Raw genomic sequence first — 25,079 nt, forward strand, 5'->3', positions numbered from 1 at the left:
GTCGAGTTGCGACACGCGCCGCAATAGCGGATCGCACCGTCCGAAATGCCCCAGGCTCCTGCTCGTCCGACCCGTCAGTCACAGCAGGAGCTCCCGTGAACAGCAGCCCCACCCCCCGCCGTCGGTGGTTCGCCGACCGGCCCATCGCGGTCAAGATCGGGGCGGCCATCGCGGTGCTCGCGCTGGTGGCCGTGACGATGACCGTCATCGCGGTCACGCGGATTGGCTCGCTGAGCGCGGCCTCGGCCGAGATCAACACCAACGTCACCTCGCTGGCGGACCTGGCCAACATCCAGCGCAGCTGGCAGGGCGACCGGGCCCGCTACAACCAGTACGCGCTCGCCGACGAGACGACGCGCGCGGCGCTGGAGACCGACCTGGCGGAGCGGCGTCAGACCATCGAGCAGCAGCTCGACGACTACGCCCAGTACACGGTCAACAAGGAGGCCTTCGCGGTCTTCCGCGGCCACCTGGACGACTACTACGCGGCCGCCGAGGGCCAGCTCCTGCCGGCGGCCCGGGCCGGGGACCTCGTGACCGCGGGACAGGTGATCGCCGGACCGCTCCAGGACGCCGCGGACCTGGCCATGGACGAGTACCAGGCCGCTCAGGACCGGCGGGTGGCCGCGGGCCAGGAGGACACCGATGCGGCGGAGAACATGGCGTCGTCGGCCGTGCTCACGCTGTGGATCGCCCTCACCGCGGGTGTCCTGCTGGCGGGCGCACTGGCCTTCTACGTCGTCCGGCAGATGGTCCGCACGGTGAAGGACGTGCAGGCATCCGTGGTCGCGCTGGCCGAGGGTGACCTGACCGCCGTGCCGCCCGTGCACTCGCGGGACGAGCTGGGCCGGATGGCCGAGGCGCTGGGCGAGGCCCAGAGCCAGCTGCGGCTCGTGATGGCCGGCGTGGTGAGCTCGGCCGACGCCGTCGCGGCCTCGTCCGAGGAGCTCTCCGCCTCGTCGGCGCAGATCTCGGCCTCGGCCGAGGAGACCAGTGCGCAGTCGGGCGTGGTCTCCGGTGCCGCCGAGGAGGTCTCGCGCAGCGTGCAGACCGTCGCCGCGGGCGCGGAGCAGATGGGCGCCTCGATCCGCGAGATCGCCAGCAACGCCGCGGAGGCCTCGGAGGTGGCCGCCCGCGCGGTCACCGCAGCCGAGACGACGACGGCCACGGTCACGAAGCTGGGGGAGTCCTCGGTGGAGATCGGCAACGTGGTGAAGGTGATCACCAGCATCGCCGAGCAGACCAATCTGCTGGCGCTCAACGCGACCATCGAGGCCGCACGTGCCGGTGAGGCGGGCAAGGGCTTCGCCGTCGTCGCGAACGAGGTCAAGGAGCTCGCCCAGGAGACGGCCAAGGCCACGGAGGACATCGCCCGCCGGGTGCTGGCCATCCAGGGCGACACCACCGCCGCGGTGAGCGCGATCGAGGAGATCTCGAGCATCGTCGCGCAGATCTCCGACCGGCAGACCACGATCGCCAGCGCGGTCGAGGAGCAGACGGCGACCACCAACGAGATGTCGCGCTCGGTCCAGGAGGCCGCCTCCGGGACCGTTCAGATCGCGGAGAACATCACCGGCGTCTTGACGGCGGCGAACTCCACCACGCAGGCGCTGACCCAGACGCGCACCGCGGTCGACGAGCTCTCCCGCATGGCCGCCGACCTGCGCACCAGCGTGGGCCGCTTCACCTACTGAGGGACGTCAGGGCGGGGGTGACCGGCACGCCGGTCACCCCCGCCCACGACGCCTGCTGACCCTCCCGGCACATCGACCCGCTCCAGAAGGACAGAACCGCCATGCCGCACAGCACGACCAGCCCAGCACGTCGGAGGAGCCTCGGCGTCCGCAGCAAGATCCTCGCCGTGGGCGCCGCGGGGATGGCGGCCGCCGTGGCGGTGGGCGGCTTCGCGATCGCCGGCCTCGGCAGCGCCGGCGACAGCCTCGACGAGGTCACCGCCCTCGCGGACGCGGCCGACTTCGTGCAGAGCGTCCAGACCTACAACGCCGACGTCAGCGGGTGGCAGGTCTCCTACGCGTGGGACGCCCGCCGGCTGGGCGGCGTCGCCGCGGTGCAGCCGACCGAGGGTGGCAACCGGGCCGGCTTCCTCGACATCAGCGAGAAGCTCCGGGTGGAGCTCTCGGACGCCCCGACGGAGGTGCTCACCGACGACGAGCGCGCCGTCGTCGAGCAGATCGACGCCCGGTGGGACGACTTCTTCGCGCTGGACGACCAGGCCGCCGCCCTGTACGCGCAGGACACCCCGGAGGCCATCGACGCCGCGGACCAGGTGATCCTGCAGGACGGGTTCGGCGTCTACTACGACCTGCTGGACCTGACGAGCACCCTCCGGGAGTCGCTCGACGACCGCCTCGCCGACGCCAGGACGGCGGCGGACGAGCAGCAGGCACGGACCACCCAGATCATGGTGGGCGTCATCGTCCTGGGCGGCGCGCTCGTCCTCGCCGTCGCGCTCGCCGTGGCGCGGCGCATCACCCGGCCGCTCGGCGCGGTCGTCGACGTGGCCACCGCCCTGGCGGCCGGCGACCTGACCCGGACCAGCGGCGTCGTGCAGGGCGACGAGGTCGGCCGGACCGCGGCGGCGCTCGACGAGGCCATCGGCACCCTGCGGGTGGTGCTGGGCCAGGTGGCCGGCTCGGCCGATGCGGTGGCCGCGTCGTCGGAGGAGCTGTCGGCGTCGTCGGCGCAGATCTCGGCGTCGGCGGAGGAGACCAGCGCGCAGTCCGGCGTGGTGTCCAGCGCTGCCGAGGAGGTGTCGCGCAGCGTCCAGACCGTCGCTGCGGGTGCGGAGCAGATGGGTGCCTCGATCCGCGAGATCGCGTCCAACGCCGCGGAGGCCAGTGACGTGGCCGCCCGCGCGGTGACCGCCGCGGAGCGGACCACCGCCACGGTGAGCAAGCTGGGGGAGTCCTCGGCCGAGATCGGCAACGTGGTGAAGGTCATCACCTCGATCGCCGAGCAGACCAACCTGCTGGCGCTGAACGCGACGATCGAGGCGGCGCGGGCCGGTGAGGCGGGCAAGGGCTTCGCCGTGGTCGCCAACGAGGTGAAGGAGCTGGCGCAGGAGACGGCGAAGGCGACCGAGGACATCGCCCGCCGGGTGCAGTCGATCCAGGGCGACACGACGGCGGCGGTGGCCGCGATCGAGGAGATCAGCACGATCGTGGCGCAGATCTCCGACCGGCAGACCACGATCGCCTCGGCGGTGGAGGAGCAGACGGCGACCACCAACGAGATGTCGCGCTCGGTGCAGGAGGCCGCGGCCGGCTCGGGCCAGATCGCGGAGAACATCACCGGCGTCTCCACGGCGGCGGACTCGACCACGCAGGCGCTGACCCAGACGCGGACGGCCGTGGACGAGCTCTCCCGGATGGCCGCCGACCTGCGCACCACGGTGGGCCGCTTCACGTACTGAACCGCGCCGTCCCACCCGGGACGGCGGGTGCCGATAACAGCTCAGACGGCCGCGGCGGGCGGCGGATTCACCTTGACTCCCCCGCCCGCCGCGCCGAAACACCACCGGGACGAACGCGTCCCGGCGCGAAGCAGAGAGAAGGACAACCCGTGGACGGTCTGGACGACATCGTCGAGGAGTTCCTGGTCGAGAGCCACGAGAACCTCGACCAGCTCGACTCCGACCTGGTGGCGCTGGAGCAGGAGCCCAACTCCCGCGAGCGGCTGTCCAGCATCTTCCGGACCATCCACACCATCAAGGGCACCAGCGGCTTCCTGGCCTTCAACCGGCTGGAGGAGGTCACGCACGTCGGCGAGAACATGCTCTCCCGGCTGCGGGACGGCGAGCTGGCGCTGACGCCGCACCGCACCACGGTGCTGCTGCAGATGGTCGACACGGTGCGCGCGCTGCTGGCCTCCATCGAGGCCAGCGGCGGCGAGGGCTCGGTCGACGTCTCGGCCGCCGTCGCTGCGGTCACCGCCGCGATGGAGGACGCCCCGGCGCCGGCCGCCGCGCCGGTCGAGGCAACCGTCGAGGCCCCCGCCGAGCCGGTCGCAGCCGCGACCGCCACCACGACGGCGACCACGACGGCGACCAAGCCCGCCGCCAAGCCCGCCGCCAAGACCGCCCCCAAGACCGCCGCCAAGGCACCCGCCAAGCGCGCCCCTCGCGGCAAGGCCGCCGTCCCCGCGCCGGCCCCCGTACCCGCCGACGAGCTCATCGAGGACGTGACCACCCCCGTGCCCGAGATCCGGTCCGAGGAGCCCACCCCGGAGCCGACCCCCGATCCGGCCCTGGACGCCACCCCGGACGCCCCCGAGCAGGAGGCGCCCGCGGCCGAGGGCACCGGCGGTCAGCCGCGCCGCGCCGTCGCCGACAGCACCATCCGGGTCGACGTCGACCTGCTCGACGAGCTGATGCTGCTCGTGGGCGAGCTGGTGCTCACCCGCAACCAGATCGTGCAGAACGTCGCGCGGCAGACCGACACCGACCTGATCCGGGCCTCGCAGCGGCTGAACCTCATCGCCAGCGAGCTGCAGGAGGGCGTCATGAAGACGCGCATGCAGCCGATCGACCACATCTGGTCCAAGCTCCCGCGGGTCGTCCGCGACCTCGGGGCGAACCTGAAGAAGTCGATCCGCCTGGAGATGGAGGGTCGCGAGACCGAGCTCGACAAGACCCTGCTCGAGGCGGTCAAGGACCCGCTGACCCACCTGGTCCGCAACTCCGTCGACCACGGCATCGAGGCGCCCGAGGCGCGCAAGAAGGTCGGCAAGCCCGCCGAGGGCGTGCTCACCCTGCGCGCCCGCCACGAGAGCGGCCAGGTCGTCGTCGAGGTCGCGGACGACGGCGCCGGCATCGACCCGCAGAAGGTCGGCGCCAAGGCCGTCGAGCGCGGCGTCGTCACGCCCGAGGCGCTCGCCCGCATGAGCCCGCAGGACATCCTGCAGATGATCTTCCTGCCGGGCTTCTCCACCGCCGCCGCGGTCACCAACGTCTCCGGTCGCGGCGTCGGCATGGACGTGGTCAAGACCAACATCGAGTCCATCGGCGGCACCATCGAGGTCGAGTCCGACCCCGGCATCGGCACCGTCTGCCGGCTGCGCATCCCGCTGACCTTGGCGATCGTCCCGGCGCTGACCGTCGAGTGCGCCAGCGACCGCTACGCCATCCCGCAGATCAGCCTGCAGGAGCTGGTCAGCCTGGACGCCGAGAAGGCCGCCAACGCCGTCGAGGAGGTCGGCGGCGCGCAGGTCTACCGGCTGCGCGGCGAGCTGCTCCCCCTCGTCCGGCTCACCGACGTCCTGGGCCTGACCTCCGAGCGGCACGACGGCCACGTCGTCATCGCCGTCCTCCGCTCCGAGGGCCGGCGCTTCGGCCTGGTCGTGGACCGGGTCATCAACACCGAGGAGATCGTCGTCAAGGCGGTCGGCGGGCAGCTCAAGCAGATCGGGCTCTACTCCGGCGCCACCGTGCTGGGTGACGGCACGGTTGCGCTCATCCTCGACGTGCAGGCCCTGGCCCGCCGCGCCCTGCGCACCGAGACCGCCGAGCGCCAGGAGTCCCGCGCGTCGGTGAGCTCCGCGGCCGCCGCCGAGACCGAGCGGCAGCGGATGCTGCTGGCCTCCATCGGCGGGGGGCGCCGCGTGGCGATCCCGCTGGACACCGTCACCCGGCTCGAGCAGGTCCGGGCCGACGCGGTGGAGAAGGTCGGCAACCGCGAGGTGGTGCAGTACCGCGGCGCGATCCTGCCGATCGTCCGGCTGGACCGGCACCTGGGCGCCTACGGCGAGAGCGACCGCGAGGTGCTCGAGGTGATCGTCTACGCCGACTCCGGCCGCAGCGTCGCGATCGTCGTCGAGGAGATCCTCGACATCGTCGACGGCGAGGCCGCGGTGCGCAGCGACATCGACGACCTGGGCCTGCTGGGCTCCGCCGTCCTGGGGGACCGCGTGACCGAGCTGCTCGACGTCCGCGCCGCCATCCTCGCGGCCGACCCGGCGTTCTACGCCGGCCACGCCGCCTCCTCCCCCGACCCCGCGACGCCGGCCGGCGTCCCCGGCTCCTACCTGGAGGTCTGACGTGACCCTCACGACCGACTCCGCCGCGGACGCGGTGGCCCCGGCCACCAGCGGCCAGCTGGCCACCTTCCGCCTGGACGGCGACCTCTACGGCGTCGAGGTCGCGCACGTGCAGGAGGTGCTGCGCAGCCAGCAGCTCACCCGCGTGCCGCTGGCGCCCAGCGCCGTCGCCGGCCTGATCAACCTGCGCGGCCAGGTGGTGACGGCGATCGAGCTGCGCGAGCGGCTCGGCCGCCCGGCCCGCCCCGAGGGCACCGACGCCGTCGTCATCGTCGTCCGGCTCGACGGCGAGGCGGTGAGCCTGCTCGTGGACTCCATCGCCGACGTCGTCGACGTGGACGCCGCGGACTTCGAGGCGCCGCCGGACACGCTCGAGGGTCCGGCCCGCGACCTGATCCGCGGCGCCTACAAGCTCGACGGCTCGCTGCTGCTGGCGCTGGACGTGCACAAGGCCGTCAGCGCCTAGTCACTCAATGCAACCGTCCGGTGACGCATCTTCACCGGACACGCGGCCGTCATCCCGACATGGTCCTGCCATGGGGTGACGGCCGCGTGGCGTTCCGCAGTCGTTACCGCCAGCATGGGGTGTCCGATCCCCGGTCCTGGAGGCGCTGCCGTGCCCTACACGTTGGTCAGTGCCGCCACCCTCGGGTTCGACCTGGTCCGCCTCCCGGCCGGCCGCCAGGTGGCGGGCGTGCTGCTCTCCGCCCTGCAGGCCGACGACGCCGCGCTGGCCCGCCTCGGCGCCGCACACCCGGCCCGCGGGCTGGAGCACGGCCAGCGGCTGACCCTCGCCGTCCGGTCCCGCCGGGCCCGCGAGATGGCCGTCTCCGTGCCGCACGTGCGCACCGCCGCGGCCGGGGCCCGCGCCGCCGGCGATCGGGCCGCGATCCTGGTCGAGCAGCTCGAGCAGGGCACGATCGGTGACGCCCCCACCCTGGAGCGGCTGCTCCGCGACGACGTGCTGAGCGGCGAGCACCCTGCCGCCGGCCTGCTCGACGCCGGCCTGCTCGCCGAGGCCGCCGACGTCCTCGCCGACGCGGCCGTCGGCTACTGGGCCGCGGGCGTGCTCCCGCCCCTGGTGCGCCGCGAGCTCACCGCCTCCTACGACCGGGTGGCCGACACCGCGCCCCCGGCCGGCCCGGAGAGCCTCGACCTGGGTGCGCCCGGGGCCGAGCTGACCGCGTTCCTCGACGGGCTGCGCGCGCTGGACGACGCCGGCCGGGCCCGCTGGCGGGCCGCGGTGGACGAGGGCCGCGCCGAGCGCCGCCCGTGGGCCACCGCCATGCACGAGGCGTCCTGGGCCGCGCACGTCTCCGGCCGGACCCGCGTGCTGGCCACCGCGCAGCTGCACGCCGTCCAGGCCTTCCTCGACGCCGGCTTCGACCGGCACGACGGCGCGGCCGGTGCGTGGAACGCCGTCGCCGGGTGCGTGCAGGGCATCGCGATGGCCGACCTGCTCGACGAGGGCGCGCTGACCGTCCTGCGCGCGCCCCTCACCCGCGCCGCCTGAGCCCCCTCCCCCGCCGTCGCGGGCCGCGGCCGGGGCTGCCGACGGCGGGAACCCGCAGGTCCGCGGGCTGCTCCCGAAAGGGCCGGGGCCATCGTCCCGGAATTGTCGACAAGGCACCGAGATGCCTTTTCGACCGCCATTCGTGCGGTCATCCGGGAATTGCGTAACGGTTGCGTCCGTCGCCTTTTCTTTCCCCGTGGTGCGGTCGATGCTCCTGGTGCGGATGTGACGACGGGAAAGCCCCGGAATGCGCATCCCGCAGTCGGCCGGCCCTGCTCAAGAAGCGGGGGAACGGTGCCGATGGAGCAGTGATCAGCCTGTCGGGCTGCGCACCGGCAGGAACCAGGAGGACGCACGTGAAGCCCATCCGGGTGATGGTGGTCGACGACTCGGTCGTCGTCCGCAAGATCGTCACCGACGTGCTGTCCGAGGACCCGGGCATCGAGGTGGTGGGCACCGCCGTCAACGGCAAGGTGGCCCTGAGCAAGCTCGCCGCGCTGGCCCCCGACCTGATCACGATGGACATCGAGATGCCGGAGATGAACGGCATCGAGGCGGTCCGCGCGATCCGCGGCAGCCGCAACCGCGTCCCGATCATCATGTTCAGCACGCTCACCGAGCGCGGCGCGACCGCCACCCTCGACGCGCTCTCCGCGGGCGCCAACGACTACGTCACCAAGCCGGCCAACGTCGGCAGCGTCGCGCAGTCCATGGAGAGCGTCCGCGAGCAGCTCATCCCCAAGATCAAGGCGCTCACCGGCCGCCCCGTGGGCCCGGTCCGCACCGCCGCGCCGATCCCCCCGCCGCGCCCGGCCCCGCCGCGCGCCACCCCGACCAAGAAGCCCGCCGTCCTGGTGATCGGCTCCTCCACCGGTGGACCGGAGGCGCTGGCCAAGCTGCTGCCGCAGCTGCCGGCGACCCTCCCGGTGCCGGTCCTGGTCGTGCAGCACATGCCCCCGGTCTTCACCCGCCAGTTCGCCCAGCGCCTCGACCGGCTCTGCGCGCTGCGGGTGGTCGAGGCGACCGACGGCGTGCCCCTGCAGCCGGGCACCGTGCACCTGGCCCCCGGCGACCACCACCTGCTGGTCCGCCCCGGCCGCGGCGCGCACACCACCGGCCTGACCCAGGGCCCGCCGGAGAACTTCTGCCGCCCCGCCGTCGATCCGTTGTTCCGCTCCGCCGTCGCCGCCTACGACGGCGCGGTGCTCGGCCTCGTGCTCACCGGCATGGGCTCCGACGGCCGCAACGGCGCCGCCGAGATCCGGGCCGCCGGCGGCACCGTGCTCGCCCAGGACCAGGCCACCTCGGTCGTCTGGGGCATGCCCGGCGCGGTCACCCAGGCCGGCCTGGCCGACGAGGTCCTGCCGCTGGACCGCATCGCCGAGGCGCTCGGCCGCCACCTGTCGGGCGTCCCCGCCCGCGTCCCCTCCCCCGCCACCGCACCGGTGCCCGGCCGCGCCGTCCTGTCCGGAGGCATCCGATGACCCTCACCACGACGAGCTTCGACTGGGTGCGCCAGCTGGTGCACAAGGAGAGCGCGATCGTCCTCCAGCCCGGCAAGGAGTACCTGGTGGAGGCGCGGCTGCTGCCTATCGCCCGCCAGGCCGGCCTGAGCGACGTCTCCACCTTCGTCGAGAAGGTGCGGACCCGTCCGGACGCCGACAGCACCCGCCGGATCGTCGAGGCGCTCACCACGAACGAGACCTCGTGGTTCCGCGACGGTGACCCGTTCACGGCGCTCACCTCCACGGTGCTGCCCTCGCTGCTCAGCGCGCGCGGCCCCAACGAGCGGCTGCAGATCTGGTCGGCGGCCTGCTCGAGCGGGCAGGAGGCGTACACGATCGCGATGCTCCTGGAGGACGCGCTGCCCAACGCCGCGTCCCGGATCTCGATCACCGCCACCGACATCTCCCGCGAGATGGTCGAGCGCACCCGGGCCGGCCGGTTCAGCCAGCTCGAGGTCAACCGCGGGCTGCCCGCCCCGATGCTGGTCCGGCACTTCACCCGGGCCGGCAACGAGTGGGAGGTCGCGCCGGCGCTGCGCCGCATGGTGACGGCGAGCCAGTGCAACCTGGCCGCGCCGCTGCCCCGGATGGGCCCGTTCGACGTGGTCTACCTGCGCAACGTGCTCATCTACTTCGACCTGCCCACCAAGCAGGCGATCCTCCGCCGGGTCCGCGAGCTCATGCGTCCCGACGGCTGGCTGTTCCTCGGCGCGGCTGAGACCACGCTCGGGGTGGACGACTCCTGGTAGCGGGTCGTCGTCGGCCGCAGCTCCGCCTACCGCCCGTCGAAGGGGAAGTGATGCGTGCTCTGGTGATCGACGACTCGCGCGCGATGCGCCGGATCGTCTCCGGGATCCTCGGGGATCTCGGCTACGAGACACAGCAGGCCGGGCACGGCCGCGAAGGCCTGGACGTGCTCGAGGGCCTGGGGCGCGAGGAGCTGCCCGACCTGGTCTGCGTCGACTGGAACATGCCGGTCATGGACGGGCTGCAGTTCGTCTCCGCCGTCCGCTCCAACCCGGGCTGGCGCTCGATGACGATCATGATGGTCACCTCCGAGAGCGAGCACACGCAGATCGTGCGCGCCCTGGCCGCCGGCGCCCACGAGTACGTGATCAAGCCGTTCACCGCCGACGCCATCCGCGACAAGCTCGCGCTGCTCGGCCTGCTCCCCCAGGAGGCCGCGCTGTGACGACCCTCGACTCCGGCGAGCGCCGCCGCGGCAGTGACACCCGCCCGCTCATCACCGAGCTGATCGACGAGGGCACCGTCGAGTCGATCGCCCAGGAGGCCTGGATCTCCCTGGTCGGCGAGGACGAGGTGCTCGTCCCGCTGCCCGGCGGCCCGGCCACCGACCCCGTCTCCAGCTGGGTCGACGTCGTCGGCCCCTGGACCGGCAGCGTCGTCCTCACCACCGGGCGCCGCACCGCCGAGGAGCTCACCCGCGCCCTGCTGCGCGAGCACTCCCCCGCGGTGCTCGAGGAGGAGGACGTCGCCGACGCCTTCGGCGAGATCGCCAACGTCGTGGGCGGCAACGTCAAGGCCGCGCTGCCCGGGCCCTCCGGGCTGAGCCTCCCCGACGTCGGATCCGCCCCCGCGCTCCGCAACCCCGCCGACCTCTGCCGCGTGGAGCTGCAGTGGCGCGGCGAGCCCGTCTCCATCTCCGTGCAGGGAGCGCTCCCGCCGCTCCCCGCCCCCCGCTGACCCGCACCTGCTCGCCGGAAGAACGAGGTACCGCTGTGAAGATCCTGATCGCCGACGACAGCCGCGTCATGCGGCAGATCGTCATCCGCACGCTGCGGCAGGCGGGCTACGACGACCACGACATCGTCGAGGCCGAGGACGGCGCCGACGCGCTGGCCAAGGTCGGTTCCGAGAAGCCCGACCTGGTCCTGTCGGACTGGAACATGCCCAACATGACCGGGATCGAGTGCCTGCAGGCCCTGCGCTCGTCGGGCTCCGCCGTCCCGTTCGGCTTCGTCACCTCGGAGGGCTCCCCGGAGATGCGCGAGCGGGCCGCCAACGCCGGCGCGCTGTTCCTCATCGCCAAGCCGTTCAACGAGGAGACGTTCCAGGAAGCCCTCAGCGGGGTGATCGCGTGACCGCCGCCGGCACCATCCCCCTGCCCGCGGCCAAGGACGTCCGCGACATGCTCACCGGCCTGGTGGGCAAGCCCGTGGCCGTCACCCCCGGCGCCCCCGTCACCCCCGCGCCCGACCGGCCGGTCTCCGTGGCCGTCTACGTCGACCCGCACATGAACGTCAACGCCCTGTGCCTGATGGACCTGGGGGCGTCGGCCTACACCGGCGGTGCCCTGGCCCTGCTGCCCCCCGGGGGCTGCCAGGACGCCGTCGAGGAGGACGGCGAGCTGACCGGCATGCAGGTCGAGGCGCTGCACGAGGTCGTCAACGTGCTCGCCGCGCTGTTCAACACGCAGGGCGCGCCGCACTCCAAGCTGCACAAGCTCTACGCCCCCGGCGAGGAGCTGCCCGGCGACCTGGCCGGCATGCTCGCCGCCTTCAACCGGGTGGACCTGGCCATCGAGGTCCCCACCTACGGCAAGGGAGCTCTCTCGCTCGTCCTGCCGTGACAGAGACGCCCCGGGGCGGCGCCGGAACTCGCGTTCCCGCCGCCCCGGGCGCATGTCCTCCCTCAGGCGGGGACGGACTCCCGGTCGTCGACCGTGCTGGGCAGGCAGGCCCACACGTGCTTGGCGCCGGTGTCGACGTACCAGCCGTGCGCGACCGCCAGCCGCGCCACCAGCTGCAGCCCCATGCCGCCCTGCGCCGGGTCGCGGTCCACCGTCGGCGCCGGGACGATCTCGGGCGCCCGGTCGCTCACGTCCAGCAACCAGCCGCCGGAGCCGGCGATCACCGTGGCGACCACCGGCGTCTCGCCGTGCCGCAGCGCGTTCGAGGCCAGCTCGTCGAAGGCCAGCACCAGCTGCTCGCTGGAGCCGTCCCCGTCGTCGTCGTGCGGGAACCCGGCGTCCCCGAGGCGGCGGCGGAGACCCTTCCGGGCCGCGGGCAGCTCGGCGAGCGCGCGCAGGTGCCAGCGCCACACCTCACCGCGGCCGTCCGGCAGGGGTCGCAACGGCCAGGCCAGTCGACGCGCCATGCCTCTCCCTCGATCGCCCTGTGCTGGACGCCTCGGGGAATGCCCCCGAGGGCGGCCCAGGAAAACCGCCGGAGGGGCGTGTCGTGGCCGTCCGGGGCCGTGGTCCTGCTCACCAGGGGTGATTTCCGCGGCCTCCCGGCCGTCGCTCGTGAGGCGGCGACCCCGGCATGGGGCACAGTGGGCGCCGTGATCCCGGACGAATCGGCCCCGATGCCGGGCGACCTGCTGCTGCAGGCCGTCGCCGGCATGCAGCGGCCGATGTTCGTCCTGGACGAGGAGTGGCGGTTCCGCTACGTCAACCCGGCCGGCGCCCGGGTGCTCGACCGGACGGTCGAGGGGCTGCTCGGCCGGGACATCTGGCTGGAGTTCCCCGAGGCCGTGGGCGGGCCGTTCGAGGCGCTCTACCGGGAGGTGCGGGCGACCGGGGGCACCGGCGGCACCGAGGCGTGGTTCGGCCCGCTGGGCAAGTGGTTCCGCGCCGACGCCTTCCTCACCGGGGCCGGGCTCGTCGTCACCTACGACGACGTCACCGAGCAGCGCCGCATCGCCGAGGAGCGGGCCGCGGCGGTCGACGCCCGCGAGCAGGCGGCCGCGGCCGCCGCCTCCGCCGCGCGCGACGCCGAGCGGGCCGGCCGGCACCTCATGCTGCTGGGCGACATCAACCTGGCCATGACCTCCACGATCGACACCGACGAGGCCGTCCAGCGCTTCGCCGAGCTCGTCGTCCCGCAGCTGGCCGACTGGTGCATCGTCACCGTCCTCGACCCGGACGGGACGCGCCGGGACGTCGGCCGCGCGCACCGCGACCCGGAGCTGGCGCCGGCGATGCACCGCTATGCGGACCTGCGGATCGCGGGCACCGCGGCGACGGCGCCCGTGCAGGCCCTGCTGCGCGACCCGAAGCCGATCGTGCTGCCCGAGCTCACCCCCGAGTTCGTGCACGCGATGGTCCCGCTCGAGGAGGCGCGGACCGCGCTGGAGCCGCTCGCCCCGGCCGCGGCTGCGGCGTTCCCCCTCGTGGCGCGCGGTGAGGTGATCGGTGGCATCACGCTGGTCAACGGCCGCGACCGCGGCGCGCACACCCCCGTCGAGCTGCGGACGGCGGAGATCGCCTGCCGCCGCGCGGCGCTCGCGCTGGACAACGCCCGGCTCGCCGCCGCCCAGCAGCAGGTGGCCGAACGGCTGCAGCTGAGCCTGCTCTCCCCGCCCGTGCAGCCCGACGCCCTCGAGCTCTCCGTGCGCTACCGGCCGGCGACGCAGGGCATCGCGATCGGCGGCGACTGGTACGACGCGTTCCTGCAGCCCGACGGCGACACGGTGCTGGTCATCGGCGACGTCATGGGGCACGACATCGACGCCGCGGCCGCGATGGGCCAGGTCAAGACCCTGGTGCGCGGCATCGGCTACGACCGCCGGGACGCCCCCGCCGGGCTGCTGCGTCGGGTCGACCACGCGATGGTCGGGCTGGACGTGCCGGCGATGGCGACGGCGCTGGTCGCCCGGATCGAGCTCGGCGTCGACGACGACGGCCGCCCCGCCCGCCGGCTGCGCTGGGCGACACGCCGGGCACCCCGATCCACTCCTGCTGCTCGACGACGGCACGGTGCTCGACCTCTCGGCGCCGGTGGGGCCGCCGGTCGGCATCGGCTGGCTGGGTCCGCGCACCGACGCGACCTGCCCGCTGCCCGACGGCAGCACGCTGCTGCTGTTCACCGACGGGCTCTTCGAGCGGCGCAGCATGCTGCTGGACGAGGGGCGTGACGTGCTGCGCGACCTCGTCGCCCGCTCGGCGGGGCTGCCGCTGGACGAGCTGTGCGACCGGCTCCTGGCCGGGATGCTCGGCCCCGACGTGGAGGACGACGTCGCCGTCCTGGCAGTCCGGGTGCACCCGCTGGCCGCCGAGCGGCCCGCGGAGGCCGGTCCGGAGGTGCTCCCGGTGGCGCTGCCCGCCCCTTAGGCGAGGCTGATCGCGAAGGCCGTGAGGAAGCCGACCGTGGTGATCAGCCCGGTCCAGGCGTGGGTGTCCTCGAACGCCTCGGGGATCATCGTGTCGGCGATCATGGTGAGGATGGCGCCGGCCGCGATCGCCGTGATGACGGCGACGGCCTCGGGTGGTGCGCCCCCGAGCAGGGCGTAGCCGAGCAGCGCCGCCAGCGCGCTGACCAGCGCGATGCCGCCCCAGACGCCGAAGACGTAGCGCGCGGAGCGCCCGCTGTTCTTCATGCCCGCGGCGCTGGACAGGCCCTCGGGCACGTTGGAGATGAAGACGGCGGCCAGCACCGACAGGCTCACCGACCCGCCACCGATCAGTCCCAGCCCCAGGACCACCGATTCGGGGATGCCGTCGAGCAGCGCGCCGATGGCGATCGCCGCTCAGCTGCCGGACTGCTCGGACTCCGACGGCTGCTGGGCCCCCGACCGCTTGCGGTGGCGGGCACCGCGTCGGGCGAGGAGGAGGTTGGCGGCGAGGTAGACGACCGCGCCGGTCAGGAAGCCGATGGCGGTGGCGGTGAGCCCCCCGGTGTCCGCCGCCTCCTCCATGAGGTCGAACGCGACGGCGGAGATGAGGACGCCGGAGCCGAAGGCCATCACGGAGGCGACGACCTTCTGCGGCACCCGCACGAACCAGGCGATCAGCGCGCCGAGGACCAGCGCACCCCCGCCCAGCAGCCCCCACAGCCCCGCTTCCGCCCACGTCGGCACGGGCCGAGCCGTGCCCCGCGGGCGGCCGGACCAACCCCGGGGCGCCCGCCGGACCAGCGAGAACTGTCAGACCCCGTCCGTAGCTTCGTGGTGTGCAGACGTTGGCGGGGACCTCCGTGGTGGAGGGGATGCTCATCGACTGGGTGGCTGCCCGGCCGGAGGCGCACCTGGACCTGCCGGCCGAGTGGCTGGATGACGTGCAGGTGGCCGGGGAGCTGGGCCGGATCGAGCGGGACCGGGCGCGGCAGACCGCGCGGGAGGCGCTGCTGATCCTGCGGTTGGCGGAGCTGCGTCCCGACACCGACGACCCGGCACCGGGGACGCCGGGTGCGCGGCGGCGGAGTTGGCGGAAGACCGATCCGGAGTTCGCCGGGGTGAGCGAGTTCTTCGTCGAGGAGGTGGCGCACGCGCTGAACCTGGGGCGGGGGACGGCGGCGTTCCGGGCGCGGCGGGCGTTCACCTGGCGGGACAACCTGCCGGCCACCTTCGCGTTGTTGCGGCGGGGGGAGATCGACGAGCGGCGGGCCGGGGTGCTGGCCGATGCGCTGCAGGCCACGACGCCGGCGCTGGCGCAGGCGGTGGAGGCCGCGCTGCTGCCGGGGGCGGGGGAGTTGTCGCTGGCGCGGCTGCGGGAGCGGGCGCTGGCGCTGCTGGCCGAGCTGGACGCGGCGGCGGTGGAGGAGCGGCGGGCGGGGGCGCAGCGGGCCGCCGACGTGCGGGTGGCGCCCACCGTGGACGGCATGGCCACGCTGACCGGTGAGCTGACCGTCGAGGAGGCGGCGGCCTGCTACGCGGTGATCGACCAGCTGGCGGCGATGGCGAAGGCCGACGGCGACGAACGGCCGATCGGGCAGATCCGCGCGGCGGTGATGGCGATGCTGATCCTGCGTCCGGCCGATCACGGGCTGGGTGGGGTGTCGGTGCAGCTGACCGTGACCGCCGCTTTGGACGGTCTGGCCGGGGACACCGCCGCGGGCGGTGAGGTCGCGGGGTTCGCGGTCACCGCCGCGCAGCTGCGCGAGCTGCTGGCCCGGGTGGAGGCGCTGGGGTTGACCACGCCGGCCGGGGGGTCGCTGTCGTTCGCGCTCACCGATCAGCGGGGGCGGCTGCTGGCCACGGTGACCGCCGGGGAACTCGCCCGCCTGGCGGCGAAGGGCTGCCCGCAGCACCCCGACGCCGACGCCGACGCCGACGCTGACGATGGCTGTGGCTGCGCCGTGCTGGGGGTGCCGGAGGACACCGCCGGCTACGAGCCGCGGGCGGGGCAGCGGCGGTTCGTCGCCACCCGGGACCGGCGCTGCCGGATGCCGAACTGCGGGCAGCGGGTCGGCTGGGCCGACCTGGACCACGTGGTCGCGCACGCCGAGGGTGGGGCGACGTCGTGCGCGAACCTGTGCTGCGCCTGCCGCTCCCACCACCGGCTGAAGACCTTCGCCCGCGGCTGGCGGTTCCGCATGGACCCCGACGGCACGCTGCACGTGACCAGCCCCTCGGGCATCACCCGCACGACCCGCCCACCGGGCCTGCGCCCACCGGAACCACCACCCTCACCACCCGACCCCGCCGACGACCCGCCACCGTTCTGACCACGTCGTCGCTCCCGGTGTCGTCGCAGCGCCCGCCGTAGGGCAGAAAGGCCATTTCTGCCCTACGGGGGTCAGTCGGGGTGGCGCAGCAGGTAGCGGCCGAAGTGCGGCACGGTGAACGCGATCTGGCCGCGCTCGGCGGAGTACACGAGGCCCTTCTTGATCAGCGAGTCGCGCGCGGGGGAGAGGGACGCGGGTTTGCGGCCGAGGGAGACCGCGACCTCGGACGTCGCCACCGGGGCCCCGCCGGGGCCGCCGAGCTCGGCCATGGCGTGCATGTACTCGCGCTCGGCGGGGGTGGCCCGGTCGTAGCGGGAGCCGAAGAAGCCCACCGCGAGCTCCGCCTCGGCGACCGGCGCGGCCATGGCGACGTCGTCGGTGGTGATGGGGGAGGCGGCCGCGACGTCCCAGGTGACCTTGCCGTATGCCTGGACGAAGTAGGGGTAGCCGTCGGCGGCCTCGTAGAGGGCGTCCAGCGCGCCCGGCGCGAACTCGACGCCCTCGCGCTCGGCGGGGGCGATCAGGGCGCGGTCGGCAGCGTCCCGCTCAAGCCGGTCGATGCGCAGGTACCGGAACAGCCGCTCGGAGTAGCTCTTCGAGGCGCTCAGCACGGCCGGCAGGTGGGGGAGGCCCGCGCCGACGACGATCAGCGGCGCCCCCTGCTGGGAGAGCTCGTGGCAGGCGGCGCAGATGGCGGAGACGTCGTCGGGCTGCACGTCCTGCATCTCGTCGATGAACAGCGCGATCCCGCTGCCGATGTCGGCGGCGACGCCGGCCGCGTCGCTGAGCAGCTCGACCAGGTCGATCTCCATGTCGCCGGAGTCGGCCCGCCCGGTCGCGGCGGGAACGTCGATGCCGGGCTGCCAGCGGTCGCGGACTTTGGCGTCGGCCGGCGTGACCCGTTGCGCGAACGCCTTGACCACGCCGAGCACCTCGGCGACGGACTCCTGGTCGCCGTGCCGGGGGCCGAGCTCGCGCAGCGCCATGTGCAGGGCGGAGGAGACCGGGCGCCGCAGCGACTGTTCCGGCCGGGCCTCGATCTTGCCGGTGCCCCAGCCGCGCGAGATCGCCGCCGACCGCAGCTGGTTGAGCAGCACGGTCTTGCCGACGCCGCGCAGCCCGGTGAGCACCAGCGAGCGCTCGGGGCGGCCGTGCGCAATCCGCTCGAGCACCACGTCGAAGGCGGAGAGCTCGGTGTCGCGGCCGGCCAGCTCCGGGGGGCGCTGCCCGGCGCCGGGGGCGTAGGGGTTCCGCACGGGATCCATGTCGAGCACGGTATGCCGTCGTCTAGCGATCGCCCTAGACATCGGTAGAACGACCTAGCGCGTGTCGCGGACGCCGACCGGGAGCCGTCGAGGTCCGTCTGCGGCCGTCTAGACACGACTCTAGAGAGCCCGAGACGGGCGCAGATCCCCGTACTGGACGCCGGCGAGCGCTAGCGTCGCCGTCGTGATCAAGTTCTTCCTCAAGGTGGTCATCCTCGGCGCGGTCTTCTACGGGCTGACCTACTTCGAGGTGCTCCCCGGCCTCCACGTCGACCCGAACCCGGACGGCCCGCTCGGCGAGTACGGCACCTACCTGTGGATCGGGCTGATCTTCGGCGTCGTCAACGCGATCGTCGGGCCGGTGCTGCGGCTGCTCTCGCTGCCGTTCGTGCTGCTGACCCTGGGCCTGTTCCTGCTGGTCATCAACGCGGCGCTGCTCGGGCTCACGGCGGCGATCACCGACCGGCTCAGCATCGACGGCTTCGGGACGGCGATCATCGGCGGCCTGATCCTGGCCGTCGCCGGCTGGGCGGCCGACCAGGTCCTCGACCGCTGAGCCTCGACCGCTGAGCCCCGGCCGCTGAGCCCCGGCCGCTGACCTGCTGACCCCGTTCCGGCGCAGTAGCGTCCGGACCATGGCGAGCACCCCCGGCTCCCTGACCGAGCTGGCCGCCCTGGAGGCGGCCCGCGAGCAGAAGCGGCGCCTGCTGGAGGAGGCCGCGCGGGCGGCGGTGGCCGAGCTCGGCCCGGACGCCGAGTTCCCCGCGGGCTGCACCGCCGACGACGTCCCGGCGCTGCTGCGCCGCTACTACTGGAGCGAGCCCTCGGCCGAGGTCCTCGGCCGGGCACCCCGCGAGCTGGCCGCGCTGGCCCTGGGGCACGTGACGGCGGCGCGGACCCGCCCGTCCGGTGGCGTGCTGGTCGACGTCGTCCGCTCGTCCGAGGGCGTCGCCGTCCTCCGGCTGGTCACCGACGACATGCCGTTCCTGGTCGACTCGGTCACCGCCGAGGTGGTCCGGCAGGGCGTGGAGATCGCGCACGTCGTCCACCCGGTGCTCGTGGTGCGCCGCGACGTCCGCGGCCGGCTGCTGGCCTTCTGCGACAGCGCCACCCCGGAGGGCTGCGGCGCCGACGCCGTCGCCGAGTCGTGGATGGCGGTGGTGCTCGACGGGCCGCTGGACGACGAGGCGGAGGGCGACCTCGTGGCCGGCCTGCGCACGGTGCTCGACGACGTGCGCGCGGTGTTCGAGGACGGCCCGCGGCTGCGCGCCCGGCTGCTGGAGCTCGCGAGCGCCCTCGACGGTCTCCCGGCCGTCCCGGCGGCGGCCGACCCCGCGGACGCTCCCGATCCCGCCGACGACCCGGCCGAGGCGGCTGCGCTGTTGCGCTGGGCGGCCGAGGGCAACGTCGTCCTGCTCGGCGCCCGGGACGTCGACCTGGGCCCGGCGGGGGAGGAGCGCCGCCCGGCCCGGCCCGTGGCCGGCAGCGGGCTGGGCGTGCTGCGCAGCGACCCCGCCCCCGGCCGCACCGGCACCACCCCGGAGGCCGCCTCGGTGCCCGGCCGGCACCTGCTGACGGTGACCAAGGCCGACGCGCGCTCGACGGTGCACCGCCGCACCTGGCTGGACCTGATCGCGGTCACCCTGCCCGCCGGGGACAGCGGCGGTGACCGCGCCGGCGGCAGCCGGCAGCACCGCTTCGTCGGGCTGTTCACCTCCACCGCGTACTCCGCCGGCGTGCTCGACGTCCCGCTCCTGCGCCGCCGCGTCGCCGAGGTGATCGCCCGCGCCGGGGTGCCCGCGGACAGCCACACCGGCAAGGAGCTGCTGGAGGTCCTGGAGACCTACCCGCGCGACGAGCTGCTCCAGCTGGGCGCCGACGAGCTGCTGCCGGTCGCCGACGCCGTCCTCCACCTCCAGGAACGCCGGCAGACCCGGCTGTTCCTGCGGCAGGACGCCGCCGGCCGCTTCTGGTCGGCGGTCGTCTACCTGCCCCGCGACCGGTACACGACCGAGGTCCGGCTGGCGATGCAGCAGCTGCTGCTGGAGCGGCTGGGGGGCACCAGCGTCGAGTTCACCGCGCGGTCCACCGAGTCGGTGCTGGCCCGGCTGCACTTCGTCGTCCGGCTGCCGGTCGGCCGGACCGGCCTCCCGGCGCCGGCCGGCGTGGACGCCGACGCCCTGCAGGCGGCGCTGGCCGCGGCGGCCCGCAGCTGGACCGACGACCTCGCCGACGCCCTCACCGCCCGCCACGGCGCCGAGGGGGAGCGGCTGTTCGCGCGGGTGGCGGACGCCTTCCCCGCCGCCTACCAGGAGGACTTCCCGGCCGACCGCGCCGTCGCCGACCTCGAGGTGCTCGACGGGCTGGCCGCGGGGGAGCTGTCGCTGCGACTCTGGGTGCCGGCCGGCGCCGCCCCGGGGGAGCGCCGGCTGACGATCTACCGCGCGGGGGAGCGGCTGCTGCTCTCCGACGTGCTGCCGCTGCTCCAGCACATGGGCGTCTCCAGTCGTCGACGAGCGGCCCTACGAGATCGACCGGATCGGCAGCCGGCTGTCCTGGATCTACGACTTCGGGGTCGCCGTCCCGGCGGGGAGCGCGACGGGGGAGCTGCCGCTGCTGCGCTCGCTTCCCGAGCGGTTCACCGACGCCCTGGACGCCGTCTGGCGCGGCGACGCCGAGGACGACGGCCTCGGGGCGCTGGTGCTGCTGGCCGGGCTGAACTGGCGGCAGGTCGGCGTCCTGCGTGCCTACGTGCAGTGGCTGCGCCAGGCGGGGCTGCCGTTCAGCCAGGCCTACGTCGAGTCGACGCTGGCCGCCCACCCCGACGTCGTGGCGCGGCTGGTGGCGCTGTTCGAGGCCCGGTTCTCGCCGCGGGTGGCCGGGGGCCGCGAGGAGCGGCAGGCGGTGCTCGCCGACTCGCTGCGGCAGTCGATCGGCGAGGTCGCCTCGCTCGACGCCGACCGCGTGCTCTCCGCCCTGCTCGCCGCGATCACCGCCACCCAGCGGACGACGTACTACGCGATGTCCGCCCCGCCGCATCCCGTGCTGGCGCTCAAGCTGGACCCGGCGTCGGTGCCCGACCTGCCCGAACCGCGCCCGGCCCGCGAGGTGTGGGTCAGCTCGCCGCGGGTGATGGGCGTCCACCTGCGGTTCGGCGCGGTCGCCCGCGGCGGGCTGCGCTGGTCCGACCGCCGGGAGGACCTGCGCACCGAGATCCTCGGCCTGGTCAAGGCGCAGATGGTGAAGAACACCGTCATCGTGCCGACGGGCGCCAAGGGCGGGTTCGTGGTGAAGCGCCCGCCCGCCGATCCCTCCCGCGAGGCGCAGCTCGCCGAGGGCCAGGCCTGCTACCGCATCTTCATCGGCGCGCTGCTCGCGCTCACCGACAACCTCTCCGAGGGCAGCGTCGTCCCCGCCGAGCGGGTGGTCCGGCACGACGGCGACGACACCTACCTCGTCGTCGCCGCCGACAAGGGGACGGCGACCTTCTCCGACCTGGCCAACTCGATCGCCCTCGAGCGCGGTTACTGGCTGGGCGACGCCTTCGCGTCCGGGGGCTCGGTCGGCTACGACCACAAGGCCATGGGCATCACCGCCCGCGGCGCCTGGGAGTCGGTCACGCGGCACTTCCGAGAGCTGGACCTGGACGTGCAGCGCGAGGAGTTCACCGTCGTCGGCATCGGCGACATGTCCGGCGACGTCTTCGGCAACGGGATGCTGCTCTCCGAGCACATCCGGCTGGTCGCCGCGTTCGACCACCGGCACGTGTTCGTCGACCCCACGCCGGACGCCGCGCCGTCCTACGCCGAGCGGCGGCGGCTGTTCGCGCTGCCCCGCTCGTCGTGGGCGGACTACGACGCCGGGCTGATCAGCGCCGGTGGCGGGGTGTGGCCGCGGACGGCGAAGTCGGTGCCGGTGTCGCCGGAGATGCGCGGCGCCCTCGGCCTGGCCGACGACGTGACGGCGCTCAGCCCCGAGGAGCTGATCCGCGCGGTGCTGCTGGCGCCCGTCGACCTGCTGTTCAACGGCGGCATCGGCACCTACGTGAAGGCCGCCGGCGAGAGCGCCGCCGACGTGGGCGACAAGGCCAACGACGCCGTGCGGGTCGACGGCCGGCAGCTGCGCGCACGGGTGGTGGGGGAGGGCGGCAACCTCGGGCTCACCCAGCGCGGCCGGATCGAGTACGCCCTGGCCGGTGGGCGGGTGAACACCGACGCGATCGACAACTCCGCCGGCGTCGACACCTCCGACCACGAGGTCAACATCAAGATCGCGCTGAACGCCGCGGTGGACGCGGGCGCGCTGGACGCCGAGGGCAGGGCGGCGCTGCTGCTGGAGATGACCGACGAGGTGGCCGCCGCCGTCCTCACCCACAACCACGCGCAGAACGCGGTGCTGGCGGGGGAGACGGCGACCGCGCGGCAGATGCTCGACGCGCACGAGCGGTTCCTGCGGGCCCTGGAGCGCTCCGGCCGGCTGCAGCGTGCGGTCGAGGCGCTGCCCGACGACCGGCAGCTCGCCGAGCGCCGCCGCGACGGGCACGGCCTGACCGGCCCCGAGCTGTCGGTGCTGCTCGCCTACGCCAAGCTCGACACCGGTGCGGCCGTGCTCGACTCGACCCTGCCGGACGACCCCGCGTTCGGGCACCTGCTGGCCGGCTACTTCCCCCGGCCGCTGCGCGAGCGCTTCCCCGACGCGATCGCCGGGCACCCGCTGCGCCGCGAGATCGTCGCCACCGCGCTGACCAACCGCGCCGTCGACGTCGCCGGCGTCACCGGGCTCTACCGGCTCGCGGAGGAGACCGGCGTGCCGGCGGCCACCGCCGTCCGGGCGCACGCGATCGCCCGCGCCGTGTTCGACGTCGACCGGCTGTGGGACGCCGCCCGCCCGCTGGACAACGCGGTGCCCGCCGCCGTCCAGGTGGAGCTGCGGGCCGAGGTCGGCCGGCTGGCCGAACGGGGTGCCCGCTGGCTGCTGCGGCAGCGCGACGTGACCGCCGAGCCGCCGCTGCCCCTGGGAGCCGTGACGGACCGGTTCGCAGCCCCGGTGGCCGCGGTGCGCGCGGGCCTGCCCGGCTGGCTGCTGGGCGCGGAGGCCGAGGCGCACGCCGCCCGGACCGCGCAGCTGCAGGAGGCCGGGGTGCCCGCGGAGCTGGCCGCCGAGATCGCCGCCGCGCCGCTGCTGCCCGCAGCCCTCGACCTCGCCGTCGTCGCCGAGCGCACCGGGGCGCCGGTCGACCTCGCGGGCCGGGTCATGGCCTGCCTGGCCGAGCGCCTGGGCCTGGTGCCGCTGCGCGAGCTGATCACCGCGCTGCCGCGCGACCGGCGCTGGCCCTCGATGGCGCGGGCCACCCTGCGCGACGACCTGGCGCTGGAGCAGGCCTCGCTCACCGAGGACGTGCTCACCCTGCGCGCCGGGGACGACGACGACCCGCGGGCGCTGGTCGCGGGGTGGGTGGAGGGCTGGGACGCCGCGCAGGAGCGCGCGGCCGCCCAGCTGGCCGACATCGCCGGCGGCGAGCGGCAGGAGCTGGCCGAGCTGCTCGTCGCGGTGCGCACCCTGCGCGGCCTGCGTCGCCGCCGCGAGGCCCGCCGGCTGCCCCGCCCGTGACGCTATCGGGGCGTCTCGGGTCGTCTAGCGGTGCAGCTAGAGATCGGTAGAAGGGGTCAGAGGGGATCCCGGGCCCCGGGCAGGGGACCATGGACGGCGATGAACACCGACGACCGACGACCGACCCGCAGGACGACGGCTCCCAGGACGGCCCCACCTTCGCCGACCTCGGCCTGCGCCCCGAGCTGCTCCAGGCGCTCACCGCCCTCGGCTACGAGGAGCCCACGCCGATCCAGCTGGAGGCGATCCCGCTGGTCGCGGAGGGGCGCGATCTGCTGGGCCAGGCCGCCACCGGCACCGGCAAGACGGCCGCTTTCTCGCTGCCGGTGCTCCAGCGCCTCGAGGCGCACCGCGGCGGCCGCGCCCCGGTGGCGCTCGTGCTGGTGCCCACCCGTGAGCTCGCCGTCCAGGTGTCGGAGGCCTTCCACCGCTACGGCAAGGACCTCGGCGCCCGCGTGCTGCCGGTCTACGGCGGTGCGCCGATCGTCCGCCAGCTGCGCTCGCTCGAGGCGGGCGTCGACGTCGTCGTCGCCACGCCCGGACGTGCGCTGGACCTGCTCAACCGCGGCAGCCTGCGGCTGGACGAGATCGCCACCGTCGTGCTCGACGAGGCCGACGAGATGCTCGACATGGGCTTCGCCGAGGACCTCGACGCGATCCTCGACGCCACCCCGGAGCAGCGGCAGACCGTGCTCTTCTCCGCCACGATGCCGCGCCGGCTGGACGCGCTGGCCCGCCGCCACCTCCGCGACCCCGCCCGCATCACCATCGCCAAGGAGCGGGCGGCGGCCGGCGAGGCGCCGCGCGTGCGGCAGACCGCCTACGTCGTCCCCCGCGGGGCGAAGCCTGCCGCGCTCGGCCGGATCCTCGACATCGAGGCGCCGACGGCGGCGATCGTCTTCTGCCGCACCCGCGAGGAGGTCGACACCCTCACCGAGACGCTCAACGGCCGCGGCTACCGCGCCGAGCCGCTGCACGGCGGCATGAGCCAGGAGCAGCGGGACAAGGTGATGGGCCGGCTGCGCAGCGGGACGGCGGACCTGCTGGTCGCCACCGACGTCGCCGCCCGCGGCCTGGACATCGAGCAGCTCACCCACGTCGTCAACTACGACGTCCCCTCGGCGCCGGAGTCCTACGTGCACCGGATCGGCCGCGTGGGCCGGGCCGGGCGCGAGGGCGTGGCCATCACGCTGGCCGAGCCGCGCGAGCACCGGATGCTCAAGACGATCGAGAAGGTCGCCGGCGCGACCATCTCGGTGCAGACCGTCCCGACCGTCGCCGACCTGCGCGCCCGCCGGCTGGACCTCACCCGCGCCGCGCTGCGGGAGAGCCTGCTCGGCGACGAGCTGGACCGCTTCCGCGTCGTCGTCGAGACGCTGGCGGACGAGTTCGACCTCATGGAGGTGGCGCTGGCCGCGGTCAAGCTGGCGCACGAGGCCGTCGGTGGCGCCGACGACGACGAGGAGATCCCGGCCCGGCGACCTGGTCGGCGCCATCACCGGCGAGTCGGGGCTGCGCGGCAAGGACATCGGCTCGATCGAGATCCACCAGCGGTTCGCCCTGGTGGAGATCCCCGAGCCCGCGGCCGACGAGGTCGTGCAGGCCCTGCGGGCCACGATGATCAAGGGCCGCAAGGCGACCGTCCGGCGCGACCGGGCCTAGGCCTCGGCGGGATCCGGGGGAACGGTCGGCGGCACGCAGTTGGGACCCGCCACGGCCGGACGGG

General features: G+C 74.5%; 20 protein-coding genes and 3 pseudogenes. 19 read left to right on the forward strand and 4 right to left on the reverse strand.

Annotation, left to right across the window (positions count from 1 at the left end; genetic code table 11):
- Positions 1-95 precede the first annotated feature (95 nt).
- The 11 genes from JKP75_RS19545 to JKP75_RS19595 all read left to right on the forward strand — a co-directional run bounded on the left by JKP75_RS19545 (position 96) and on the right by JKP75_RS19595 (position 11,662).
- Positions 96-1,694, forward strand: coding sequence for a methyl-accepting chemotaxis protein (locus tag JKP75_RS19545; protein ID WP_200489861.1), 1,599 nt, complete (start codon positions 96-98; stop codon positions 1,692-1,694).
- Between the two features lie 101 nt (positions 1,695-1,795).
- Complete coding sequence (locus JKP75_RS19550) at positions 1,796-3,433, forward strand: methyl-accepting chemotaxis protein (protein ID WP_200489863.1); 1,638 nt, start codon at positions 1,796-1,798, stop codon at positions 3,431-3,433.
- 149 nt (positions 3,434-3,582) lie between these two features.
- Entirely contained in the window at positions 3,583-6,054 is a 2,472-nt protein-coding gene (locus tag JKP75_RS19555) for a chemotaxis protein CheW (protein WP_200493423.1), read from the forward strand.
- A 1-nt stretch (position 6,055) separates the two neighbouring features.
- Positions 6,056-6,520, forward strand: coding sequence for a chemotaxis protein CheW (locus JKP75_RS19560; protein ID WP_200489864.1), 465 nt, complete (start codon positions 6,056-6,058; stop codon positions 6,518-6,520).
- A 150-nt stretch (positions 6,521-6,670) separates the two neighbouring features.
- Positions 6,671-7,567 (forward strand): hypothetical protein, encoded by an 897-nt coding sequence (locus JKP75_RS19565; RefSeq protein WP_200489865.1) that lies wholly within the window; start codon positions 6,671-6,673, stop codon positions 7,565-7,567.
- A 356-nt stretch (positions 7,568-7,923) separates the two neighbouring features.
- Positions 7,924-9,051 (forward strand): chemotaxis response regulator protein-glutamate methylesterase, encoded by a 1,128-nt coding sequence (locus tag JKP75_RS19570; protein ID WP_200489866.1) that lies wholly within the window; start codon positions 7,924-7,926, stop codon positions 9,049-9,051.
- Positions 9,048-9,821, forward strand: a complete 774-nt coding sequence (locus JKP75_RS19575; RefSeq protein ID WP_200489867.1) for a protein-glutamate O-methyltransferase CheR — start codon at positions 9,048-9,050, stop codon at positions 9,819-9,821. The genes JKP75_RS19570 and JKP75_RS19575 overlap by 4 nt, the downstream gene beginning before the upstream one ends.
- A gap of 50 nt (positions 9,822-9,871) precedes the next feature.
- Positions 9,872-10,264: a response regulator gene (locus JKP75_RS19580; RefSeq protein ID WP_200493424.1), complete on the forward strand. Its 393-nt coding sequence runs from the start codon at positions 9,872-9,874 to the stop codon at positions 10,262-10,264.
- Positions 10,261-10,776 carry a chemotaxis protein CheX gene (locus tag JKP75_RS19585; protein ID WP_200489868.1) on the forward strand — a complete coding sequence of 172 codons (516 nt, stop codon included), beginning with the start codon at positions 10,261-10,263 and terminating at the stop codon, positions 10,774-10,776. Before JKP75_RS19580 ends, JKP75_RS19585 begins: the two co-directional genes overlap by 4 nt.
- Positions 10,777-10,811: 35 nt before the next feature.
- Complete coding sequence (locus JKP75_RS19590; protein WP_200489869.1) at positions 10,812-11,174, forward strand: response regulator; 363 nt, start codon at positions 10,812-10,814, stop codon at positions 11,172-11,174.
- Positions 11,171-11,662, forward strand: a complete 492-nt coding sequence (locus JKP75_RS19595; protein WP_309230064.1) for a hypothetical protein — start codon at positions 11,171-11,173, stop codon at positions 11,660-11,662. The genes JKP75_RS19590 and JKP75_RS19595 overlap by 4 nt, the downstream gene beginning before the upstream one ends.
- 62 nt (positions 11,663-11,724) lie before the next feature.
- Here the strand turns inward: JKP75_RS19595 and JKP75_RS19600 are convergent, their stop codons facing one another.
- Positions 11,725-12,189 carry an ATP-binding protein gene (locus JKP75_RS19600; RefSeq protein ID WP_200489870.1) on the reverse strand — a complete coding sequence of 155 codons (465 nt, stop codon included), beginning with the start codon at positions 12,187-12,189 and terminating at the stop codon, positions 11,725-11,727.
- Between the two features lie 669 nt (positions 12,190-12,858).
- Between JKP75_RS19600 and JKP75_RS19605 the strand changes: the two are divergent.
- Together JKP75_RS19605 and JKP75_RS23230 are read left to right on the forward strand one after the other, a co-directional pair.
- Positions 12,859-13,689: pseudogene (locus JKP75_RS19605) on the forward strand (PP2C family protein-serine/threonine phosphatase); the annotation flags it as partial.
- Between the two features lie 103 nt (positions 13,690-13,792).
- Entirely contained in the window at positions 13,793-14,146 is a 354-nt protein-coding gene (locus JKP75_RS23230) for a SpoIIE family protein phosphatase (RefSeq protein ID WP_309230065.1), read from the forward strand.
- On the opposite strand, the gene JKP75_RS19615 is transcribed toward JKP75_RS23230, so the two are convergent.
- Together JKP75_RS19615 and JKP75_RS19620 are read right to left on the reverse strand one after the other, a co-directional pair.
- Positions 14,143-14,517 (reverse strand): hypothetical protein, encoded by a 375-nt coding sequence (locus JKP75_RS19615; RefSeq protein ID WP_200489872.1) that lies wholly within the window; start codon positions 14,515-14,517, stop codon positions 14,143-14,145. The two genes, JKP75_RS23230 and JKP75_RS19615, sit on opposite strands and share 4 nt — an antisense overlap.
- Positions 14,518-14,562: 45 nt before the next feature.
- Positions 14,563-14,892, reverse strand: coding sequence for a hypothetical protein (locus JKP75_RS19620; protein WP_200489873.1), 330 nt, complete (start codon positions 14,890-14,892; stop codon positions 14,563-14,565).
- A gap of 92 nt (positions 14,893-14,984) precedes the next feature.
- Between JKP75_RS19620 and JKP75_RS19625 the strand changes: the two genes are divergently transcribed.
- Positions 14,985-16,478 (forward strand): DUF222 domain-containing protein, encoded by a 1,494-nt coding sequence (locus JKP75_RS19625; RefSeq protein WP_309230066.1) that lies wholly within the window; start codon positions 14,985-14,987, stop codon positions 16,476-16,478.
- A 71-nt stretch (positions 16,479-16,549) separates the two neighbouring features.
- Here JKP75_RS19625 and JKP75_RS19630 read toward each other — a convergent pair whose 3' ends face one another.
- A complete protein-coding gene (locus JKP75_RS19630; protein WP_200489874.1) occupies positions 16,550-17,743 on the reverse strand; it encodes an ATP-binding protein in 1,194 nt (397 codons plus the stop codon).
- A 184-nt stretch (positions 17,744-17,927) separates the two neighbouring features.
- Here JKP75_RS19630 and JKP75_RS19635 point away from each other — a divergent pair, with 184 nt between their 5' ends.
- The 5 genes and pseudogenes from JKP75_RS19635 to JKP75_RS22205 all read left to right on the forward strand — a co-directional run bounded on the left by JKP75_RS19635 (position 17,928) and on the right by JKP75_RS22205 (position 25,015).
- The gene (locus JKP75_RS19635; protein ID WP_200489875.1) at positions 17,928-18,299 is read left to right on the forward strand and encodes a phage holin family protein; all 372 of its coding nucleotides are present in this window, start codon (positions 17,928-17,930) and stop codon (positions 18,297-18,299) included.
- A gap of 79 nt (positions 18,300-18,378) precedes the next feature.
- A pseudogene (locus JKP75_RS23235) lies at positions 18,379-20,187 on the forward strand (NAD-glutamate dehydrogenase); the annotation flags it as partial.
- Between the two features lie 256 nt (positions 20,188-20,443).
- Positions 20,444-23,353 (forward strand): NAD-glutamate dehydrogenase domain-containing protein, encoded by a 2,910-nt coding sequence (locus tag JKP75_RS19640; protein ID WP_375539260.1) that lies wholly within the window; start codon positions 20,444-20,446, stop codon positions 23,351-23,353.
- Between the two features lie 89 nt (positions 23,354-23,442).
- Positions 23,443-24,462 (forward strand): annotated as a pseudogene (locus JKP75_RS22200) (DEAD/DEAH box helicase); the annotation flags it as partial.
- Between the two features lie 334 nt (positions 24,463-24,796).
- Positions 24,797-25,015, forward strand: a complete 219-nt coding sequence (locus JKP75_RS22205; RefSeq protein ID WP_309230071.1) for a DbpA RNA binding domain-containing protein — start codon at positions 24,797-24,799, stop codon at positions 25,013-25,015.
- The last annotated feature ends 64 nt before the right edge of the window (positions 25,016-25,079 follow it).

Source organism: Blastococcus sp. TML/M2B (genome assembly GCF_016612865.1).
In the GTDB taxonomy this organism is placed as follows: Bacteria; Actinomycetota; Actinomycetes; order Mycobacteriales; family Geodermatophilaceae; genus Blastococcus.

Bases quoted from the DNA above. Each gene is read 5' to 3' on its own strand.
- JKP75_RS19550 (WP_200489863.1), top strand. From the start codon at position 1,796: ATGCCGCACAGCACGACCAGCCCAGCACGTCGGAGGAGCCTCGGCGTC.
- JKP75_RS19575 (WP_200489867.1), top strand. From the start codon at position 9,048: ATGACCCTCACCACGACGAGCTTCGACTGGGTGCGCCAGCTGGTGCAC.
- JKP75_RS19580 (WP_200493424.1), top strand. From the start codon at position 9,872: ATGCGTGCTCTGGTGATCGACGACTCGCGCGCGATGCGCCGGATCGTC.
- JKP75_RS19600 (WP_200489870.1), bottom strand. From the start codon at position 12,189: ATGGCGCGTCGACTGGCCTGGCCGTTGCGACCCCTGCCGGACGGCCGC.
- JKP75_RS19630 (WP_200489874.1), bottom strand. From the start codon at position 17,743: ATGGATCCCGTGCGGAACCCCTACGCCCCCGGCGCCGGGCAGCGCCCC.